17 protein-coding genes and 1 pseudogene are annotated in these 19,847 nt (G+C 35.2%); 6 read left to right on the top strand and 12 right to left on the bottom strand.

Translation table 11 applies throughout. The annotated features are described in order from the left end of the window. Positions 1-10 precede the first annotated feature (10 nt). The 9 genes and pseudogenes from V192_RS0100595 to V192_RS18880 all read right to left on the bottom strand — a co-directional run bounded on the left by V192_RS0100595 (position 11) and on the right by V192_RS18880 (position 10,635). Entirely contained in the window at positions 11-679 is a 669-nt protein-coding gene (locus tag V192_RS0100595; protein ID WP_025868474.1) for a hypothetical protein, read from the bottom strand. A gap of 11 nt (positions 680-690) precedes the next feature. Next, positions 691-1,827 carry a WxL protein host-binding domain-containing protein gene (locus V192_RS0100590; protein ID WP_082265955.1) on the bottom strand — a complete coding sequence of 379 codons (1,137 nt, stop codon included), beginning with the start codon at positions 1,825-1,827 and terminating at the stop codon, positions 691-693. A gap of 112 nt (positions 1,828-1,939) precedes the next feature. Then, positions 1,940-2,740, bottom strand: coding sequence for a WxL domain-containing protein (locus V192_RS0100585; protein WP_025868472.1), 801 nt, complete (start codon positions 2,738-2,740; stop codon positions 1,940-1,942). Positions 2,741-2,777: 37 nt separating this feature from the next. Then, a complete protein-coding gene (locus tag V192_RS0100580) occupies positions 2,778-3,590 on the bottom strand; it encodes a WxL domain-containing protein (protein ID WP_239644529.1) in 813 nt (270 codons plus the stop codon). Then, positions 3,587-3,940, bottom strand: a complete 354-nt coding sequence (locus V192_RS0100575) for an LPXTG cell wall anchor domain-containing protein (RefSeq protein ID WP_025868470.1) — start codon at positions 3,938-3,940, stop codon at positions 3,587-3,589. The genes V192_RS0100580 and V192_RS0100575 overlap by 4 nt, the downstream gene beginning before the upstream one ends. Positions 3,941-3,956: 16 nt before the next feature. Continuing rightward, complete coding sequence (locus V192_RS0100570) at positions 3,957-6,446, bottom strand: WxL domain-containing protein (protein WP_025868469.1); 2,490 nt, start codon at positions 6,444-6,446, stop codon at positions 3,957-3,959. Between the two features lie 258 nt (positions 6,447-6,704). Beyond that, positions 6,705-8,039: a pectate lyase-like adhesive domain-containing protein gene (locus tag V192_RS0100565; RefSeq protein ID WP_025868468.1), complete on the bottom strand. Its 1,335-nt coding sequence runs from the start codon at positions 8,037-8,039 to the stop codon at positions 6,705-6,707. Positions 8,040-8,401: 362 nt separating this feature from the next. Further along, positions 8,402-9,121: a response regulator transcription factor gene (locus V192_RS18885; protein WP_035010660.1), complete on the bottom strand. Its 720-nt coding sequence runs from the start codon at positions 9,119-9,121 to the stop codon at positions 8,402-8,404. Between the two features lie 387 nt (positions 9,122-9,508). Further along, positions 9,509-10,635: pseudogene (locus V192_RS18880) on the bottom strand (tyrosine-type recombinase/integrase). Between the two features lie 641 nt (positions 10,636-11,276). On the opposite strand from V192_RS18880, the gene V192_RS18875 reads away from it, so the two are divergent. From V192_RS18875 to V192_RS0100540, 3 genes are all read left to right on the top strand, one after another. Continuing rightward, complete coding sequence (locus tag V192_RS18875; RefSeq protein WP_275574516.1) at positions 11,277-11,852, top strand: TraX family protein; 576 nt, start codon at positions 11,277-11,279, stop codon at positions 11,850-11,852. Continuing rightward, positions 11,834-12,019, top strand: a complete 186-nt coding sequence (locus V192_RS22510) for a TraX family protein (protein WP_275574515.1) — start codon at positions 11,834-11,836, stop codon at positions 12,017-12,019. The genes V192_RS18875 and V192_RS22510 overlap by 19 nt, the downstream gene beginning before the upstream one ends. 359 nt (positions 12,020-12,378) lie before the next feature. Further along, positions 12,379-13,554: a hypothetical protein gene (locus V192_RS0100540; protein WP_025868465.1), complete on the top strand. Its 1,176-nt coding sequence runs from the start codon at positions 12,379-12,381 to the stop codon at positions 13,552-13,554. Positions 13,555-13,809: 255 nt separating this feature from the next. Here the strand turns inward: V192_RS0100540 and groL are convergent, their stop codons facing one another. Further along, the gene (groL, locus tag V192_RS0100535; RefSeq protein WP_025868464.1) at positions 13,810-15,438 is read right to left on the bottom strand and encodes a chaperonin GroEL; all 1,629 of its coding nucleotides are present in this window, start codon (positions 15,436-15,438) and stop codon (positions 13,810-13,812) included. A 57-nt stretch (positions 15,439-15,495) separates the two neighbouring features. Continuing rightward, positions 15,496-15,780: a co-chaperone GroES gene (gene groES / locus V192_RS0100530; protein WP_025868463.1), complete on the bottom strand. Its 285-nt coding sequence runs from the start codon at positions 15,778-15,780 to the stop codon at positions 15,496-15,498. A gap of 231 nt (positions 15,781-16,011) precedes the next feature. Between groES and V192_RS0100525 the strand changes: the two genes are divergently transcribed. Then, positions 16,012-16,194, top strand: coding sequence for a hypothetical protein (locus V192_RS0100525; protein ID WP_025868462.1), 183 nt, complete (start codon positions 16,012-16,014; stop codon positions 16,192-16,194). A gap of 77 nt (positions 16,195-16,271) precedes the next feature. After that, positions 16,272-16,952 (top strand): CPBP family intramembrane glutamic endopeptidase, encoded by a 681-nt coding sequence (locus V192_RS0100520; RefSeq protein WP_025868461.1) that lies wholly within the window; start codon positions 16,272-16,274, stop codon positions 16,950-16,952. A 65-nt stretch (positions 16,953-17,017) separates the two neighbouring features. Here V192_RS0100520 and V192_RS0100515 read toward each other — a convergent pair whose 3' ends face one another. Beyond that, positions 17,018-17,683, bottom strand: coding sequence for a redox-sensing transcriptional repressor Rex (locus V192_RS0100515; protein ID WP_025868460.1), 666 nt, complete (start codon positions 17,681-17,683; stop codon positions 17,018-17,020). Positions 17,684-17,900: 217 nt separating this feature from the next. Between V192_RS0100515 and V192_RS0100510 the strand changes: the two genes are divergently transcribed. Beyond that, positions 17,901-19,841: an ABC-F family ATP-binding cassette domain-containing protein gene (locus V192_RS0100510; protein WP_025868459.1), complete on the top strand. Its 1,941-nt coding sequence runs from the start codon at positions 17,901-17,903 to the stop codon at positions 19,839-19,841. Positions 19,842-19,847 lie beyond the last annotated feature (6 nt).

Below are 19,847 nucleotides of genomic sequence, written 5' to 3'. Positions count from 1 at the left end.
AATTTCCTGCTTACTTTTCTTTGCTCAGTGCAGACTCATCGACTTTATAATAAGTAAAGGCAGCTTTTTCATACTCTTTTATCTTTTGGATATCTTCTAAAAAGTTGTCTACTAACTGTGCATTCCCATAAAAATTATATGTTTGAGTACTAGCATTCATTCCCAACTGTTTCACTGAATTGTAGTAGCGGTTTAAGATTATTTGACCTTCTTCCGTGTTGATTCCACTTGCTTTTTTTATTCCCTGAGACGTCATCGATGTAGCTAAATAACGAATATTTTGCCGAACTTTTTCTTCATCGTCCTCTTTATTTTTTGCAATTTCTAACTCTTTTTCAAAATCTTCTAACAGGTAATAAGATTTAACGACTATATCAGAATCATCGGATGATAAATTCATTGACTGATAGTAAGACAGATACCTCATACCGACAACTAATAAACTAGCAAAGATAACGGAAACAAACATTGAAGTAAGTTGCTTCTTCTTTGCTTTTTTTAATTGTACTTTTTGTTTAGCGATTCGTTTATTTTTCTTCCTATTTTTAAGTCTTTTCTTTGGCAAACTAGACAATTTAGTTTGGGTTCTTATAACTTGTATCAAATAATAAAGAGCAAGAAGAAATAAGACAATAGCTACGGCCACGCCACCTATAAATAGCCGATCCAGAATAGTCATTTTTTCAGCCCCTAACTATCTTGTTTCTTTTTTTTAGGTTTATTAGATGATTGTGGTCTTCCACTCTTTTTTTTAGGAGAATTATTTGGACGTTTACGATTATTACGTTTACGGAAAAATACAAGTATCCCAAAGACGATCATAATAACGAGTACTATGCCGCCAACAATTAATCCAATCGATCGCCAATCGATTCCTTTTTCCTGAACCAAGCCGACATCTCGTTCATTAAATCGGTCTGCATCTTTTTGCTTGATTTCAAACTCTTGGTCCCATGACCATTTCTTATCCCCTGAAGTCATCAAGATTTTCGCTTTGTATTTCCCTGCTTTCATTTTTTCGCCATTCATACTTACAGGAAAATTGATAAATGAATTGGGTGCCATACGCATAGCAGTCTGTTTTCGTTCATACAGTATAGCGTCGTTATCTTTCTCTGTTATTTGTACCTCTGCTGTAATATCGTTTAAATAAGCAGCTTCTATGTTTGAAACATTCACAAAAATCGCATTTCTGGCGTTATCTTGATCTGCTTTTACACTATTCAGTTCCAATTTAGGTTCTATAACTTTGTCTGTTTCTTGTAACAAGATTCCAACGATATACGCGTATTGATTAATGATTTGAGAACCAGCTTTTTTATCTTTTTCCCCTTGGTCTGCACGCATTAGTTGAACACCACCAGCTAAAGTACCATCAAAAGCGATTTCGGGCATTTTAATGGTCAAATCAAGGTCTTTTGTTTCTCCTGCTCCTAACTCCACCGTTTTTGGCGCTGTTACAATGTCTTTAAAATCTATTTTTAAAGAGGAATCATTTTCAATGATCGAGTCTCCGTATTCAATGACACCATTTTGATTCGTTTTAGCGCCATTTAAATGAACATTTACCGTAAGCTTTTCTGACCCTGGATTTGTCAATGCTATTTTGATTACTTGCTGATCATTTGGATTCATTTTCAATTTATAATAACCTAGATTGTCTTCCATTTGATTTTCTGGATAAGAAACTTTATATGTAAATCCAGTTGCACCACCTGGGTCTTTATTTGCATTTACATGTTGAACATTTGCAGTCATTGATGTAACTAGTAGTCCAAATAGACCGAATAAAGTCAGCAATAGTTTTTTCTTCATTTCGTTTTTCATAATTCACCTCATATTTATAATTACCACTCTTATTCAGTATGTATACAATAAAAAAACATGGAAAAAGCAAGCTGATGAGAAATCATCATCAGCTTACCTCAGAATTAATTACTTACGCTGCTGCAACGATTTTCCAAGTTACTTTAGCTGTATATGTGTCAAGAACCATATTTGATGCAGTTGTTGCAGGAACTGTTAATTCCACAGATTTTGCATCTGTTCCAGGTGCGCCAGCTGGAGCGCCTGTTCCTGGTTTGTAGTCAGCACTTTGTCCAAATTCTAATACATAGGTACCTTTACCTTCTTTATTGGCTTTATCAGCAGTTACAACTGTTTTAGCTCCGCCTTGGTATGCTAATTCAAATCCGTTTAAAACATTAGATGGCACAGTATTTTTGTTGGCACCGTCTGGTACAGCCATTCCGTTTGAATAAGTAATCGTTGAATTTGCAAGTGTTGTTGCATTTGTAGCTGATCCTGTAAATTGTTGTGTTAATTCTGCTGTTACTGTATACCCAACTGTTGCACCACCACGAACATCGGTCCAACCAACGATTGCTCCACGAGTACCAGTTCCAGCTGGTGTTGCTTTTGATAAGTCAATAGCTGCTGCATATTTTTTGATTTCTTTAGAATCTGTACTAATATTGCCAAAACTCAAGTTTGAAACTTGGTCGATTATTAAGGCACCAGCATCTGGGTTTGTTGGAATTTCTGGGTGTTCAGGTAGTTTTTCATCTGGTTTTTCTGGATCGGGTGTTTTATCTTTCCCGTTCGTACCACCTTCATCAACTGTTACCGTTCCTGTTGAATCTAGTTCTCCTGGAGCTGCAAATGCTTGTGCTGCTCCTCCTGTTGATGCTACTAAAACTCCTGCGACTAATGCTGCTGTACATAAACTTCTTAATTTCATTTGTATTAACTTCCTCTCTTTTTTTGTTTATCATTTATTAAGGCAACTTGGCTAATATCCAAGTTATCTCCGTTTCGTATTGTACCGGATAAATCTTTGTTGATTCGGGTATTGTTAGGCTAACTGCAGAATTGGTATAAGCTGGTTTGTTATAAACCTCATCCATCACTGCTTTCCCGTCACTATCTTTGAGTGGTTTTAATGTTGCTGCTTGCTGGTTCGAATTTGCTTCTGATGCTCCAAAAGCAATTGTCCAGACTCCTCTACCTGTTCCAGGAGACGCCGTTGCGACTTCATATGCAGTATTTATCGCATTTAATCCTATCGTTTCTCTTGTCACAGTTGGTGCTTGACTATCACCACTAGAGTTTGCCCAGCCTTTGTCCAAGGAAAGGTAAGCGCCAACTAAAGTTTGTTCTTCTTGTTTTTGAATCACAGAGTTGTGAAATTGTGTATTCTGTTTCACCTGAAGTGTCCAACCTGATGATGAACCACGCTGATCTGTAATTTGAATATAGCTTCCTCTAGGCTCTGTCTCATCGAAAAATTGTTGTGCCAATGCTTCATAAGTTCGCTCTTTCTTTTTGATTATTGCCTTGTTAAAATTCAAAGCAGAAACATAATCAATTCTTAGCGGCCCGGTTGTATATGGACTTTCACCAGGATCTACGGGTGTTTCAGGATTTTCAGGATCGATCGGTTTTGTATGATCATTTCCTGTAACTGTGACACTCCCAGATCCATCAAAGGAATCTGCTGTTGCAAAACTTATCTCTTGTTTAAAACTGACTGAAATAAGACAAGCTACAGCGACTATCGTTAACTGAAAAGGAATCTTCAATCTCATCATTGCTGCTCCTCCTTTTTATGTTTTCGCATAAATAAAAGGAAAGCACTTAGTAATAATATTGCTCCACCAATCCAGCCATATCGCTTGATCAACTCTCCTGTACTAGGCAATCTCCCTTTAGGCTTTTCTGTAACCAAATCGGAAGACTCTGAAACACTTGGTTCTGTGGAAGAACTTGCATCTATTGATGAGCTGCTTTCTTCATAAAACGTGATTTTACCGCCTCTGATTACTTGTCCGCCACCGCCTTGTGAGGCTTCAACTTGATTAGAATTTAAACCAACCAATCCAATCAAACCTAAGCACGCAACTATAAGGAGGGATAAGATAAAATTCTTTTTCTTTTTCATATTCTTTCTCCCTCTCTTATGGTTGTCCAGCCATGATCTTCCAAGTAATAACGCCAATATACTCACCTGTATATACTGTGTCAGAAGAATTTATTTGAAGCTTGATTCCATCAGTGCCTTGAGTTGTCCCCCATTGATCACTGACCACAAATTTCCCATCTTTTCCTTCAGTATTGGCATATACTACTTGAGCATTCGAATCAAGTATTGATTCTTTTCCTTTGTCTACATAACGAAGCGCATTAACTAATTCTTGTCCCTTATCATTTTTCATCGGATCAGCTAATTCAGCGGTTAAATGCCATCCTTGGCTAGGATTAGCACGAGTATCCGAAATAACTAACTTCTCTTTGAATGTCGGATTCTCTACCCGTTGGTCTTTAGCATCATAGGTTAAGTTTCCAAAATTTAATGTTTTCGGAACAGAATCCAACGCAAGATTCCCTTGAAATTTATAAGTAACTGTCCCTGCGCTATAGGGTGTCTTATTTTCTGGGAAGGGATTGTCCCAAGCCAACTGTGTATAGCCCTTTGAAACTAAATCGGATATAATCCCTTGAACAATTGTCTGATTCGTCAAATCAACGTTGTCAGTTGTATTGCCATCTAAAACTACCGGTGTATGAATCTCATTGCTATCTTCGCCAACAAATTGAATCGTTAGGGAGGTACTTACATCTGTGATCATAATAGTTACAACCTTCTCAGTAGTAACTCCTTTGGCAGTTGTTAAAATCAACGTGACCTCTTGCTCACCTAAAATCGAAGAATCAGGCTGTACACCATTTTTATAGGTAACAGAGATAGGTTCATCGATCTTATTTTTCGTATCAACTCTTACGTTTTCCAGATAAGCTGTTTGCACATCCACTTTAGAGAAATCTGTTCCTTTTGAGAATGTAATATTTGCTTTAGGATCACCATCTGGAACTCCTTCATATAACACTTTAGACATTGTTTGCTTGTCAATGACTTTTGCTTCTAAAGTGTCTTTAAATTTCTCTTGACCAGAAGGTTCCTTATAAACATAAGACATTTTAGTTTTAACACCTGCTTGTTCAAAACTCATAAAACCATTGTCGTCTGGTACATTCGCATCATTACTATAATTGTATGTGTCCGGATCAAAATTGAAGGAGCTATTTGGTCTGGCAACTATTTTTATATCAAATACATGCGCATTAAATACTTTAGAGTCAGGATTTAAAGGATCTAAGTCTGCAGTTGGATCTTTTGCTGATATAATTACTTTAGAATCTGATTCAGGGCTTTTGGTAATATTAAAAATACTGGTATACTCTTCGGTTGTTCCATATTCAAAAATTTTCACTGAATCCAAATCAATAGAATAGTAACTAGGAACTTCCGTTTCTAATGTGAAACTACTATCTCTATTTAATTTTGTGTTATCAGCAATATTTTGAAGAATAGAATAGCTCAGCTCTCTATATTTTGGATCGTTGTGCGTTGCACTATTGCGTTCACCAAATACAATAGGTCTCGCTGGAGCAATTCTTGCGATGGATTCCGTCATATAAAGTATGCCCATATTCCCTGTATTGGTGTCTGGGTTTGGAGGTGGCGTATTAGAAGCATTTCCATATCGTCGTTCCATCTTCACTTTATAGCTGTCCTTTTCAAACAGATGTGTTAAACGCCCACTTTTTTTGTTTACTTTATTGTTCCCGCCATACATTTCCATATAACCAGGAGTCGGCGTATCTAATTTATACCCAATATCCATTTTAGAATCCGCTTCTGCAGTACCTGCTAATCCATACATTTTACTGAAATCATTAGCAAACGGGATACTTGTTGCTTTCAAATTGTTGATATTATTAAAGTTCCAAGCGCCTAGAAGGACAATTTTTTCCTTTGTTTCACTATCATAAAATTCATAATGATAATCAACCGTATCTCCAATGTGATACTTATCGCTAGTACCAGCTGAACTAATTGAAGTACTTCCGACCATTAAATAAAGATCATTCCATGTATTCATCTGAGTCACGGGTTTGTTTGCTTGTGAGTATTTATCTAACGGATCAACTGCAATGAAATTAAAATTAGGATAGACGCCCGATTGACCTTCAACTTCTCTAAAAGCCATATTGTCGATCACTAGTTTCAAATCAACACTTCGTCCATTGTATACACCGGCATTTTCAACCCAAACACCTCGTTCAGGATACTTATCTTTATCAATTGGATTAAACTGATACCCATCAGAGTTCGATCCTCTAATTCCTTTAACGATATTAGACTCTCCAAATCCTCTATACTTGACTTTGTCGGTCAATTTAAACATAAATCCATATTCACCTGGAATCTCAACTGAAGCACCTTTTGAATCATCTTCTAAATTTATATTTTCTGCTTGAGACAGATCACTATATCCTGCTGGTGTGCTCGCTAAAATTGACTGCCCGTTATTTATAAAATAGTAAACAGAACAAGCTAATACGGCTAAAATAGAAACAACAAAATACTTCTTTACTTTCCACATAATCATTCCCCCTTTCTCCATTATTCTTTGTAAACTCATTAAAAACATTTACATAAAATGGCAGTATAGAAACAAACTTTTCTTTATTGAACATTTGATCATGAAAAGCAATAAAGAAAAAGATTATTCTGGATAACCAGATAAATGCTTCTATACTGACCACTTTACCTACTAGAGTTTGCTTCTTCTTTCACTGTTTATTCTGCCTCTTAACAACTCTTTCTTTTATCCTGAAGATTTCTAACTAAATTGGTTAAATTAGATACCACCTGATGTCAAAGAAATTTTTCCATAGTTTTCCATTTTAAATTGTTGAGATAGATCTCCTGTTACAGATAACGTTTTGCTGTTGCAGATTTTACCAAAGTTAACAGCAAAATTACCGCCATCAAACTCACTTACTGGATTTTCAGTATACTCGCCACCGATTTGGTTCCAAGTAGAAATCGCTCCAATATCAGTACCATTGATTGTTGTGTTTGTAGAATAGAATAATTTACTACCCGCTTTTTTATTTGCGATTTCAAAGTTTTCTGGCGCATTTAAATTAATAACAGCGCCTTTATATTCACTTTCGATAACTGCTTTTGTACTGTTACCAGTGATTACTAATTCAGCACCCTCTGATACATTTACTTCTGATCCATAATACTGAAGTTTCATAGTCGCGTAGTTACCGCCACCACGGCCATTAAATTTTACATGGCTATCGTTTGCAATATTTAATGTAGGGATTTTATTTACATAATCAGCGCGCGGAATAAATTGGAAAGCAACACCAGCTGCATCTACATCAAAAGTAGCACCAGCACCAACGTCAACCTTTTGTACTTTGTCATAAAATACTGGGTAATAATGGTTCACAGTACTTTGTGGTCCAATTTTTACGTTTACTTTTGCATTATCGCCAATGATTGCCTCACCTGTTGCTTTACCTTTGATAAGCGCACCATTGAAGTAGAAAGCTGAGAATTGACCGTGGTCTTTATTAGCAGCAACTCCGTTGTACGTAGAACCTGCTTTGAATTCTAAATCATGTACCCAAGCATTTTCAGCACGAGTTGTGATATTATTTGTTCCATCAAATGTTAATTTCCCTTCGCTAAGGTGAACAAAACGAGCACCAGTATACGTTACATCTTTTGCTAATACATCCCAACCATAACTTGAAGGACCATTACCAGAGCCACCTGTGAAGAAGCGTCCATCACTGTCAGCACCAACGATAGTAGCCTTCGTAATTGTTACAAGGTTTTTGCCTTTTGTATTTTGTTTACCATAGATAGAATTGTGTCCAGAATTGATCACAACACCTTTATCTGCATTACCATTGATTGTTAAATCGCGGTTTGGAATGTTAGTAATGTTTTTCTTAAATTGAATACTTTGGTTTACATTGATTACAGTAATAGCTGGATTTTTCAACGCCGCTTCAAATTCTTCGATCGATGAAACTTCAGCCGTTTCTGTTGCTGCATAGGCAACAACTGATTCACCTGAAAATGGTGCTGGAACTGATAGTACAACGGCTCCTAATGCAGCAGTTGCAGCTAATGTCAGTAGCCCTCTTTTTAATACTTGTGTTTTTTTCAATTTCTATTCCTCCTAAAATGTGTGTGATTGTCGAAACGTTTCTTACTCCCCCTCCTTTCCAGAAAAACGAGCAAATACTTACTCCACCCGCTATTTCTAACCAGTTTCGTACATGGCCTGTTCGACTGAAATCAATTGTTGTGGCATAGGTTTCCCTCCTGTTTCGTTGAATTAAAGTGGTTTTTATAGTCACTGAGCAGATTTTCCCTTGCCTTGGAGATTGTACTCTTTAAAGTAGTTCCCAAGTACTAGGAATACGAATAAGCGAGTGGGTTGGTTGAAATGATTTTTTCCCTGCTTCTTTCGATCAGCCGATTCTCAGTCTTATACTTTTATTCGTTTCGTTTTAACAACTTTCTACTTTAAACATTCAGCATGTAGCCTTTGGAACGGACAGTTTTAATGTATTTGGGTTTTTCGACATCAATTTCAAGTTTTTGTCTTAAATGAAAAATCAAATTGGACACTCGATATTTCCGATCAAGATAAATATCGTTCCAAACATTTTGATAAATTTCTTCATATGTCATTGTCTTGCGTGCATGCTTATGTAAATACTCAATTGTAAGAAATTCTAATTTTGTTAAATTGACTTCTTTTCCATTTTCTAAACAAACACTCAAATTCTGTGGGATCAATTTAAAATCAAATGTTTTACTTTTTGGCACTTCTTTAAGTACTTCATGATGTTCTCGGTTTCGAAAGCGTCTCATTAGATTTCTCATCATCAATATCGATTCATCGGTCTCATCCGCTTGATCGATAATGCCATCTGCACCTAGTTGTAAATAAACAATTCGATTTGTTCGATTCACATTTTTGGATGAAGCCAAAATCCAAAGTGGCACATTGGCCTGTTTTCGTATATTCATGATTAGCTCGCAAATCAAATTAAGATCGTTCAAGTCAGAATGTTCAATTACTAACGTATCTATTTGATGTAAAATCTCGCCATCATTTTCAACTATTTGACGTACTTGCTCATTTTCAATAATTTGAATATGAGATTGAAGTGGTGCAAATAATTCTTTATGACTTTCACTTGCTTTCCCTTCAAGCGAAACATAACCAATTGTATACATAATTAAAATCCCTCCTCATCATATTGTCAGCCATTCGGTACATTTGCACTTTAGTTAATCATTAGAAGTCTTTAGAGTTTAGAAATTCGAGACTTCCGATTATAATAGAGATATCTCTATTTAATGCTTAAATAGTTAACGATGGCACAAAAATATTTGTTTCGGTTTTTTCTTGAATGTAGCAGTTACAAGAAAAAGTCGTTTTTTTGTTAATCTTCTTGAAATTTATGCAGTAGTTGACGATTCTATGACGGCTTAAAAGATAAACTGATCAAAAAATTGACAATAGTGTTTTTTAGCAAAATAAATAGAAAAAGGTCAAGGACATAATCAGTTAAATTATGCCCTTGACCTTTTTCTATTTATTTTTACTGCTAGTTCCTTTAATTATTTCGAGGATAACTGCTGCAGCCCAAGTTGATCATCAAGGACTGAAACAGCAGCTTTTCTATTTTCCCAAAGTGAATCTGTATAAGTATCCAAGGTCAATTTTATCGACGCGTGACCTAATAATTTACTTAGAGTTGCAATATCGATACCACGTTCTACACATCTTGTGGCAAACGTATGACGCAAGACATGAAAATGAATGGGTCTGATTTTCGCTTGCTCAATGCTTTTTTTAAATCGATAACTGATTACACGTGGCTCAGCGAAACTGTCTTTACAACAAATAACATATTCAGAGGTAGCCACTTGCTTCTTATCTAATAGGTAATTTTTCAAATTTTTGGCTAAAGGAATAGCTCGTTTGGAGCTTTTTGTTTTAGGCTCAGCCATAATGACCTCTGTTTTTTTACTTTTTTCAGTACTAGAGATCCTGTATACAGTTCTTCTTACATGAATAATATCTTTTTCAAAATCGATATCAGACCATTTTAGACCGCTGATTTCACCAATTCTCAAGCCCGTATACAGTGCTAAAATCACAGCAGAACACTCTGTTTCTTTCAACGCAACTTGTTCTATTTTCCCTTGTTCTTTCATGCTTAGTGCTGATATTTCATTGAGAGTATTAGCTGATAATGATAAGTTATTACAAGGATTATAAAGAATATAGTTTTCCATGCAGGCTTTGTTCAAGGCACTTTTCAAAACAGTGACAATCGAATGAACGGTTGAAGGTGACAAATCCAAACTAGTTAAATAATTGACAAATTCTTCCACTTCCTGACTTTTTAATTGGGTTATTTTTTTGCACCTAGAAATGGAACAATGTATTTATCGATACGTAACCGATAACTTGAATAGGTAGAAATTTTGATTTTTTTTCGCATCAATATGTCTAGCCAATAGTTTAACCAATTTTGAACCGTCCCTTCATATGAATTAATACACTTATGAGTAAAAGAATATTGAACTTTCAGTTTAGCAAGTTTTTCTTTTACAGATGCATAACGTTTTCCATAAATATAGCCATAAATAATTTTCCCCTGTTCGTTTCTGGCTTTTACGTACCGCCCTTCCCAACGGCCATCCTTCCTTTTGTATATATTCTCACCTTTTCTACTCAAAACCTGACACCCTTTCCAAAAAAATTGACGGCTTATTTGACGGCTAAAAAATATGAACCTCTTTTTTTAATATATAGTAACAACGTTAAAGACTGCCAAACATAATTTAACACAAGATATTTTACAATAAGACTCAACGAATATTTATTATAAACGCTAATTAACATCTAGTTTTTCTCACTTTTTTATAAAATTAGATAAAAATATGATAAAAAAATAAACTTTTCCTTATAGACTCTTGCTTAACTTTGATATAGAATGAATTAGTAGTTGAAATGAAGGATTGATTCTACATGCCTTCTATTCATTATTTTCTTGTAACTGCTACATTCAAGAAAAATTTTATTATCGTTTAAACCCAATTTCATTATAACAATATATCTCATATTTTTCACCATTATATTTATTTACTAAAAATTAAATCATTTATTTTATATTTAAAAAATAAAAACTACCGAGAAAAACGACAACAAGTTTTCTTAGTAGTTTTATTTTATTCTCAGAGCTAGCAGGAAAAAAACATTTCATTTGGCGTGTTCGTATGTAAATAAGCTAGTCTTTTCTCATTTTTTTGAATAAAAAATGGTGGTCTATGCTAAAATAGTGTATTAGACTACGCTTAATGTAAAGGAGTCCTCTTATTGGAAACAAAGCCTTATTTTTCGGGAAGTCAATTGAAGTGGCTAGCAATATTCGCTATGTTGCTAGATCATACTGCAAAGATCATTTCGTTCCAACCATCTACAATGGCATTAGTGCCCTATGCCGCTGAACCAAATACCTTGCTCACTTATACTCAAATCATCTTCCCTCTATTTATTATGATCGGAAGATTAGCTTTTCCTATCTTCTGTTTTTTACTTGTTGAAGGGTTTATCCATACATCAAATCCAAAAAAATACCTGTTACGCCTGACCATATTTGCTTTAATTGCTGAAGTTCCTTATGACTTAGCTTTTTCGCACCAATTCATTGATTTAAAAAGTCAAAATGTATTTTTCACTTTGTTGATTGGTCTAATTGTTATTATCGGTTTGAAAAAAATACAGGTTCATTCATTAAAGAGTGGACTTCTTGCTACGATAGTAATTGGTACTGGGATTTTTTGTGCAGAATGGTTGCAGACAGATTACGGTGGTTGGATCGGTGTGTTGCTCATTGTGTCATTCTATCTCCTTAGAAAAGAAGGCCTAATAAAATGTATTGCAGGAGCTTGATTCTTCTACAAAACAGCTTGTTTGGGGTTCTAGCGTTTGTACCGATTTATTTTTACAATGGTCAGCGTGGTAAACAATGGAAGTACTTTTTTTATTGGTTTTATCCAGTTCATTTACTCGTGTTGTACGGTATTCAGGAGTATTTGGTCTTGCCTTATTTAAATTGAAAAATGATTCATTTTCCTTATTGCAAAGTTCACCATTTATGTTAATATTATTTTATATTTTGACGGTTATAAATTCGAGCGAAAGGAAATTTACTAATGAAGAATATTACTGATGATGAAAAAACTAGTGTTATTGAGCATAGAAAAATGTTGAACTACTTCAAGTCATTATTCTCTGATAGACTTGTTTACAACGATTTGTCAGTTGATAGAATCTGTGATATTTTATACGACACCTTTTATTATGACTTTGAAAAAACAATAGCAAAGATTATGATTGTTTTTGGGATTTTCTAAAAGGAAATGAAATCAGTAAAGACGAATATAAAAATATAAGAAGTGTTTATTTAAATAAAGAATTGAAAATTAACACCAAGAATTTAGAAGAGGAAGAAATTAAACAGCTAGCGCTAAATAAGCTAGTGAACAGAATTTTACTTTTCGAAAACAATTTGGAGAATAAAAATTTTGTTAATGATATCATCGAAGAATTACTCGTTTCCACAACGGTAAAAAAATATTATTATGCGCCTTCAGAGAACGTATTTACAGATCAATACAAGGAAAAATTAAAGTTTTGGGGTAAATCCGATATAATAAAATCAAATGAACTAAAACAAGGTTATACCTATTCATATGAGTATGAAGAGCTAGAAAATAAACCATTAAAAAATCCCTCAATAGACTATAATAAAGTCATTACTTCAAGTTTTCAAAATATTTTATTGATCACTGATGAAGGTTTACATGATTCTTTCACTACAAATGACGTAGTCAGCAATTTTGAGGTTTCTCCAGTACATGGCTCAAATGAAAGCTATGTGATGATGTTCGATTATGATAACTACAATTGTTCTTATGGAGTGATCGGAGATTTATGCTTAGAAGTCGATGTAACAATCTATTTAGGTAATGAAATGTGGGAATTTTATCTTGTTCAAGCTTATAAAAGCTATAACTCTAACAATTTCAGAACCGCATTCTTGCTTGGATTTGTTTCTTTTGAATCTTTGATAGAAACAATTATTTTTCATTTAAAAGAGAAACTTAAAATATTTATAAAAGAGCTTTATTATAGCTATCACGACGCAAATAACGTCGATGTAATACAGTTTTTTTTGAATGAAATAGAGCTAGATTTTTCAAATTATTCTTTTGAAAATAATTTACAATGGTATATTAGAATTTATAACGGCCTTTGCAATGATCAAAGGGACTTAATTAATGACAAATTAAGAGATATTATAAGACTATATATTCAGTTAGAATTCTGTTCAGACGGAAACTTCGGTAAAGTAGAGGATTTTAGTAAAAAACTTGGAAATGAATGTAGCTTAGAATCATTGATACTAAATAAGATGAATAAATTGGCTAAAATAAGAAATAATCTAGCCCATGGTTCAGAAAATGACTATTGTGATGATGACTATAAAATTTTCTTTGAGGAATTGATGATTCTATTTGCTCATCTGGTTTCTTATCTTAAAGGAGAAAATTTTTTTGAAATCATAGCTAGGTTCGATCAACTACTCTGAGGAAAAGTTATACTATAAACGTTACATTCAAAATTAGAAAAGAAATAAGAGCATTATTTAGACACATGTGATTAGGACCTGACTCATTGAGCGATTTCCTTTTCACATGTGTCTTTAACTACTATTATGAATCTTAAACAAAACAATAATCTAAAATACAAGACATATCTCAATTGCTCAATATCAATGCTCTCCATAGCAGCTGATCTTTCCACAAAAAAAGAACCTTGAAATTTCAAGGTTCTCAATCTTTTCTTACATCATACCGCCCATGCCCATTGATGGATCCATCGGAGGCATTGCAGCTCCTGCTGGTTCTGGTTTATCAGCAACAACTGCTTCAGTCGTTAATAGTAAGGCAGCAACGGATGCAGCATTTTGTAACGCTGAACGAGTTACTTTCGTAGGGTCAACGATTCCTGCTTCGACCATGTTTACCCACTCGCCATTAGCAGCATTAAAGCCAATACCTAAATCGATATTTTTTAATTTATCGACGATCACTGAACCTTCATATCCAGCATTTTCAGCAATTTGACGGATTGGTTCTTCTAGTGCACGAACAACAATTTTCACTCCTGTTGCTACATCGCCTTCTGCTTCTAAAGCAGTGACTTTACCGATAACATTTACGAGCGCCGTACCACCACCTGAAACCATACCTTCTTCAACCGCAGCACGAGTGGCATTTAAAGCATCTTCAATACGTAATTTTAATTCTTTTAATTCTGTTTCAGTTGCAGCTCCAACTTTAACAACGGCAACTCCGCCAGCTAATTTTGCTAGACGTTCCTGTAGTTTTTCACGGTCAAAATCAGAGGTTGTTTCTGCAATTTGGTTTTTGATCAATTGAACACGAGCATCGATTGCTGCTTTTTCTCCTGCGCCTTCAACAATCGTTGTATTATCTTTATCTACAACAACTTTGCTTGCATTCCCAAGGTTTTCGATTGTTGTGTCTTTTAATTCAAGACCTAAATCGTCAGTGATCACAGTACCACCAGTTAAAATAGCGATATCTTCAAGCATTGCTTTACGACGATCACCAAAGCCAGGTGCTTTAACAGCAACAACGTTGAATGTTCCACGGATTTTGTTTAATACTAATGTTGGTAATGCTTCTCCATCCACATCATCAGCAATAATCAATAGTGGACGACTTTGTTGTAAAATTTGTTCTAACAAAGGTAAAATATCTTGGATGTTAGAGATTTTTTTATCAGTGATCAAGATATATGGATTTTCTAGCGCCGCTTCCATCTTATCATTATCTGTCACCATGTATTGTGATAGGTAGCCACGATCAAATTGCATTCCTTCAACTACATCAAGTTCTGTTTCGATCCCTTTTGATTCTTCGATCGTGATGACACCGTCATTACCAACTTTTTCCATAGCGTCAGCAATCAATTGTCCCACACGGTCTGAACCAGAAGAAACAGCCGCAACTTGTGCAATCGCTTCTTTTGAATCAACAACTGTTGAAATATTGTGTAATTCTTCAACTGCAGCTTTTGTAGCTAATTCGATTCCACGACGGATACCTAATGGATTAGCGCCTGCAGTAACGTTTTTTAAGCCTTCACGAACGATTGCTTGTGTTAAGACTGTCGCAGTTGTTGTTCCGTCACCTGCGATATCATTTGTTTTAGAAGCAACTTCCGAAACTAATTTAGCACCCATATTTTCAAAGTGATCTTCTAATTCGATCTCTTTAGCAATTGTTACACCATCATTTGTGATCAATGGTGAACCAAAAGATTTTTCTAAAACAACGTTACGGCCTTTAGGGCCTAATGTTACTTTTACTGTATCCGCTAAAATATCTACTCCACGAAGCATTGCTGCACGTGCATCTTCTGCAAATTTAATTTCTTTTGCCATAATTCCTTCACCTCAAAATTTTTATTTTTTCTATATTAAAGTTGTTTTTCTTAACAATTACTCAACGATTGCAATGATGTCTTTTCCAGAGACAATCAAGTAATCGTTGCCTTCATATTTGACTTCAGTACCTGAGTATTTTTCAAACATTACTGTATCGCCTTCTTTTACATCGGCAGGAACTTTTGTACCGTTATCTAAAACTCGGCCTTCACCGACTGCGATGACTTTTCCTGTTTGCGGTTTTTCTTGAGCTGCTGATGCTAACACGATGCCGCCTACTGTTTTTTCTTCTTCTTTCGCGACTTCAATAATGACGCGATCGCTTAATGGTTTTAACACAATAAATCCCTCCATAAAAAATATTTATCATTTTTAGCACTCTTAGTTACAGAGTGCTAACTCACACTATTTATAATACTCATTTCACCTTCATAATGCAAGTCTTTTGACTATTTTTTTTTAATAATTTCTCCCTTCGATTTTATAAAAAATTTTTTTACGGATATCACTAGATTCTCTCGTTCTCATCCATTTCATGGTAAAATAAAATCAGAAAGAGAGGCGATTAAAATGAAACAACGAATTACGGGAGCTTTGATAGCAACCGGAGTGTACTTGCTTATTGCCAATGTCGGCAACTTCTTTTTTGGTATGAATAGACGCTTAGACTGGACAACCACTTTATGGGAGGCTGCTTTTTTCTTCCTATTCATTTTTCTCTTACTAGGCTATCGCAACAATCACAAAAAATAAATTATTTAGGCAGATCAACTCAAAGCTATGGTATACTTTTTTTATTCTGTCATTCTTGAAAGGAGTCTTTTGTTTCCATGCCTAGCAATTTTTCTATTAAAAAAATCAGTTTAATCACGATTCTTTTATATGTACTTGTATTTTTTTCTCCATTTCTATTCAAACCTTTTCCACCAGATATTATCATTGCCGGAACAACTGCCACTTATATTCTTGGCGCTGGATTGATGATCTGGCTTTATCTCAAAAATAAACGTTCTGCTACTACAATCGTTGAAAAAGAGGCCAAATTGACATCTCCAGTTTTTACCCTATTACTTGGCATCAGTGGTATTTTTATCGCGATGATTATTCAAGCCATTGTTTTTAGTATTGAAACGGCCATTACAGGAGTTGAACCTAGCTCACAAAATACCCAAAATATTATTGCTGTTATTTTGGCCAATCCCTTATTTATCTTAGCAACGACGATTGGCGGGCCGATTATGGAAGAATTTGTATTTCGCCGTTCTTTGATCGGTTTAACTGAAACTTATACGGGCTTTTGGATTTCAGCTATCATTAGTTCCTCTTTATTTTCAGTTATACACCAAGATGGTCATTTCTTTGTTTATTTTTTCATGGGTTTTTTCTTTGCTTTACTGTATAAGATGACTGGACGAATCTGGACCTCTATTATTGCCCACTGTGGAATGAATACCATGGTCGTGATCGCTCAACTTGTACTACATTATGCAAATATTGAACTGCCTAAATAAATAATCTACAATAAAAACCTTGAGATCGCAGATTTCTTAAAATCTGCAATCACAAGGTTTTTTTATTATTCTTTTTCGTCTTCGATTTCTGCTTCCGCTAACTCACTGTCGTGATGAAGGAAATAAATCAATGTTTGTAATTCGTTCGTCAAATCTACGTTTTGAATTAAAACATCTGCTGGGGCAACTAAACGCGCTGCCGTAAAGTTTAAAATTCCCTTAACACCAGCATCAGCTAACTGACTGACAACTTCTTGCGCTTTTCTTGCCGGTAAGGTTAGAATCGCTACTTCGATTTGCTGTACTCGAATCTGTTCCATCATATCCGTCATTGGATACACTGGAATTCCATCAACGATTCTGCCAACAATATCATCATTGACATCAAATGCACAGCTAACACGAATACTGTTACTTTGATGAAATTTATATTTCAGTAAGGCACTTCCTAAGTTACCTACACCAATCAAGGCTACATTGGTTAGTTCATCATCATTCAATGTCTTTGCGAAGAAGTTCATCAAGTTCTCCACATCATAGCCATATCCGCGCTTACCTAATTCACCGAAATAAGAAAAATCTCGTCGAATCGTTGCGCTATCTACTTGTACTGCTTCACTTAGTTCAGTAGATGAAACTTTATTTTTGCCTGCATCATGCAGGATTCTCAAATAACGATAATATAGGGGAAGGCGTCTCGCCGTTGCTTTTGGAATAATTTGGTCTTTCACAATCGTACCTCCAATACTTTAAATATAGACAAATATCCACTTAATCATAATAGCAGTTGTTCCAGACAAAAAGCAATCTTACAGCTCAAGAAACTCCTTTTTTTCAGTTTTTCTTAAAGCTTCTTGCGATTTTTATCAACTCACTATATAGTAAGTGTGCTATTTTGACTCATTTTATGCTACACTAAAGCCATTGAAATAGAAATGAGGATGCCCCATGATTTTACTCCAAGCAAACCAAATCGCCCGATATTTTGGCGCAGACACTTTGTTTGAAAACATACAAATGGAGATCAGCACAAACAGTCGGATCGCATTAGTCGGTCGTAATGGCGCTGGTAAATCTACTCTTTTAAAAATAATCGCTGGGATCGATGCACCCGATGCTGGCACGATTGCAAAAAATAAAACAGCTAGTCTTGGTTACTTAGCCCAAGATACTGGCCTTGATTCTGATAAAACCGTTTGGGATGAAATGCTTGAAGCATTTGTCGATGTTATCACAATGGAAAAACGAATGCGTGAACTAGAACTGATCATTAGTGAACTGTTGCCTAATGCGGTAAATTATGAATCGGTCATGAAAGAATATGATCGGTTGCAACATGATTTCTCAGAAAAAAATGGTTATGGCTATGAAAATGAAATTCGTTCTGTCTTACATGGCTTCGGATTTAAGGAAGACTTTTACTCAAAACAAATCAGTACTTTGTCTGGTGGGCAAAAAACACGTTTAGCTCTAGCTCGCATGTTACTACAAAAGCCGGATATCTTGATTCTCGATGAACCAACCAACCATTTGGATATCGACACACTTTCTTGGTTAGAAAATTACTTACCAAGTTATTCAGGCGCCCTTTTAATTGTCTCACATGATCGATATTTTCTGGATAAAGTCGTTACAGAAGTCTATGAAATCAGTCGTCATAAAATGCGATATTACAAGGGAAACTACTCAAAATATTTAGAGTTAAAAGCTGAGCAGTTAACCAGCGAATGGAAAGCATATGAAAAACAACAAACTGAAATCAATAAACTTGAAGACTTTGTTGCCCGCAATTTAGTTAGAGCGTCAACCACTAAGCGCGCCCAAAGCCGTAGAAAAACACTCGAAAAGATAGAACGTTTAGATCGACCTCAAGGAGACGAGAAATCAGCTAATTTCCTATTCGCTATCGAAAAAACTTCTGGAAATGTTGTTTTACAAGTGGAAGATGCTGCGATTGGATATGATGAGCGGATTTTATCTGAGCAAGTTTCCTTAGATATCCGTAGACAAGAAGCCATCGCTCTTGTTGGACCAAATGGAATCGGGAAATCTACGTTGCTAAAATCGATTATTGGAAATATCCCCTTCATAAAAGGGACAGCAACGCTTGGAACCAATGTTCAGATCGGGTATTATGACCAAGAACAAGCGAACCTTCATGGAACAAAAACCGTCTTAGCCGAGCTTTGGGATGAACATCCGACGACGCCAGAAAAGGATATTCGCAATATTCTAGGCAGCTTCTTATTTAGCGGAAATGATGTAGAAAAAACAATTCCGCTTTTAAGCGGTGGTGAAAAAGCACGCGTTGCTTTAGCAAAATTGTCTATGGATAAGGAAAATTTCTTGATTCTGGATGAGCCAACTAACCATTTAGATATTGATAATAAAGAGGTCTTAGAAAATGCTCTGATCGATTATGAAGGAACATTATTATTTGTTTCCCATGATCGTTACTTTATCAATCGAATCGCGACCAAAGTCATTGAACTTTCTGAAAACGGTAGTAAATTATACTTAGGTGATTACGATTATTACTTAGAAAAGAAAAAAGAAGAGGAAGAATTAGCCGCATTGTTGGCTGAAGATACCACTCAGCAACAAACAGAACACGCCAAACCCAAAAATAATTTCTATCAAAATAAAGAACAACAAAAAATCCTGCGTAATTTAAGTCGGAAAATTACTCAAATCGAAGAAAACTTAGCGAACTTAGATACAACCATTGCACGGTTGGAAAAATCTATGAGCGATCCTTCTCTTGTTGATGATCATGTGAAACTTATGTCATTAAATGAAGAACTTGAATCACAAAGAATGCAACAAGAACAATTACTATCTGATTGGGAAAATCTTAGTTTAGAACTTGAAGAATTAGAAGATAACTAACTGACG

The organism is Enterococcus crotali, from assembly GCF_000633635.1.
Classification (GTDB): Bacteria; Bacillota; Bacilli; order Lactobacillales; family Enterococcaceae; genus Enterococcus_L; species Enterococcus_L crotali.
This window is presented reverse-complemented; position numbering and strand designations above follow the sequence as displayed.